Origin of the sequence: Isoptericola sp. NPDC060257, from assembly GCF_042726645.1 — a bacterium.
In the GTDB taxonomy this organism is placed as follows: Bacteria; Actinomycetota; Actinomycetes; order Actinomycetales; family Cellulomonadaceae; genus Isoptericola; species Isoptericola nanjingensis.
Map to the genome: position 1 here is coordinate 1 of NZ_JBHXAW010000442.1, position 2,080 is coordinate 2,080.

The window sequence follows — 2,080 nt, forward strand, 5'->3', positions numbered from 1 at the left end:
CCCCGAGGGGAGCGCCGCCGTCGCGGGGCGGGGACGTCAGGCCTGCGGGGGCTTGGTCATCTTGAGGACGTCGAGGGCCGAGTCGAGCTGGGCCTCGGTGACCTCGCCGCGCTCCACGAAACCGAGGTCGATCACGGCCTCGCGGACCGTCATGCCCTGCTTCACCGAGTGCTTCGCGACCTTGGCCGCGGCCTCGTAGCCGATCACGCGGTTGAGCGGCGTGACGATCGAGGGCGACGACTCGGCGAACGCGCGGGCGCGGTCCACATTGGCGGTGATGCCCGAGACCGTCTTGTCGGCCAGGACGCGCGACGCGTTGCCGAGCAGGCGGATCGACTCCAGCACGCCCTGCGCGATGACGGGGATCTGCACGTTGAGCTCGAACGAGCCGCTGGCGCCGGCCCACGCGACGGTGGCGTCGTTGCCGACCACCCGGGCGGCCACCATGAGCACGGCCTCCGGGATCACCGGGTTGACCTTGCCCGGCATGATCGAGGAGCCCGGCTGCAGGTCGGGGATCGCGATCTCGCCCAGGCCGGTGTTCGGGCCCGAGCCCATCCAGCGCAGGTCGTTGCAGATCTTGGTGAGCGACACGGCGATGGTGCGCAGCGCGCCCGAGAGCTCCACGAGGCCGTCGCGCGCCGACTGCGCCTCGAAGTGGTCGCGCGCCTCGGTCAGGGGGAGGCCCGTGTCCTCGCGCAGCAGCTCGATGACGCGCTGCGGGAACCCGGCCGGGGTGTTGATGCCGGTGCCGACCGCGGTGCCGCCCAGCGGGACCTCGGCCGCGCGGGGCAGCGCCGCCTCGACGCGCTCGACGCCGTAGCGGATCGCCGCGGCGTAGCCGCCGAACTCCTGGCCCAGCGTCACCGGGGTGGCGTCCATGAGGTGCGTGCGGCCGGACTTCACGACGGCCGCGAACTCGTCGGCCTTCGCGCCCAGGGCGTCGGCCAGGTGCTTCAGGCCCGGGACCAGGTCGTGGATCGCGCCGGCCGTGGCGGCCACGTGCACCGACGTCGGGAAGACGTCGTTGGACGACTGCGAGGCGTTGACGTGGTCGTTCGGGTGCACGTCCTTGCCCAGCGAGCGCGTGGCGAGGGTGGCCAGCACCTCGTTGGTGTTCATGTTCGACGACGTGCCCGAGCCGGTCTGGAAGACGTCGATCGGGAAGTGCGCGTCGTGCACGCCCGAGGCGACCTCGTCGGCCGCGGCGACGATCGCGTCGGCGATGTCCTGGTCGAGCACGCCCAGCTCGGCGTTGGCGCGCGCGGCGGCCTTCTTGATGCGGGCCAGGGCCTCGATGTGCCCGCGCTCGAGCGTGGTGCCGGAGATGGGGAAGTTCTCCACGGCCCGCTGCGTCTGCGCGCGGTAGAGCGCGTGCGCCGGGACGCGCACCTCGCCCATCGTGTCGTGCTCGATGCGGTACTCGGTCTCGCCCGCGCCGGACGCGCCGGGGACGACGGTGTCGGAAGTCATGCCTCTATCGTGCCGCACCCGCGAGGGCGGTCCGTCGTGAGCCGGGTCACGCCCGGTGTCGGAGGCGTGGGCGAGGATCGGGGCGTGACCTTCACCCACGTGGTGCTCTACCGCGCGATGAACCTCGGGCACCGCGGCAGCCCGGTGCGCGACGTCCTCGAACGTGCCCTGCTCGACGGCGGCGCCGCGGCGGTGCGGTCGTTCCAGACCAACGGCACCGTGCTCCTCGACCCGGGCGGTGACGCGTCCGCGGCCGAGCGTGTGGTGCGAGAGGCGGCGCCGTTGCTCGCCGAGCGCTCCGGATACACGCACGCGGCGCTCGTGCGTCCGCTGGCCGACGTCGCCGCGGCGATCGACGGCGACCCGTTCGCGCTCACCCGCGACGAGCGGACGTACCGCGACACCCTGACGTTCGTGGACGGCGGGCAACCGCTGCCGCTGGACCTGCCGTGGACCGACGAGCGCGACCTGCTCGACCTCGTCGCCGCGCGACCGGGCGTCGTCCTCGGCGTGGTGCGGGGCGGACCGGGAACCTGGGCGGACCCGAACTCGCTCGTCGAGCGGCTCACCGGGGGCGTCGCGACGACGCGCACCCTCGGCACCGTGC

Annotated in this window: 2 protein-coding genes; one reads left to right on the forward strand and one right to left on the reverse strand. The window is 73.5% G+C overall.

Annotated elements, in window-relative coordinates:
- Window positions 1–36: 36 nt before the first annotated feature.
- Window positions 37–1,473 carry a class II fumarate hydratase gene (locus tag ACFWEK_RS21090; protein WP_430545042.1) on the reverse strand — a complete coding sequence of 479 codons (1,437 nt, stop codon included), beginning with the start codon at window positions 1,471–1,473 and terminating at the stop codon, window positions 37–39.
- 84 nt (window positions 1,474–1,557) lie between these two features.
- On the opposite strand from ACFWEK_RS21090, the gene ACFWEK_RS21095 reads away from it, so the two are divergent.
- On the forward strand, window positions 1,558–2,080 hold a 523-nt coding region (locus ACFWEK_RS21095; protein WP_430555307.1), incomplete at its 3' end, for a DUF1697 domain-containing protein.

What these genes read in the sequence shown, in the direction of transcription:
- ACFWEK_RS21090 (WP_430545042.1), bottom strand. Translation starts at nt 1,473, where the DNA reads ATGACTTCCGACACCGTCGTCCCCGGCGCGTCCGGCGCGGGCGAGACC.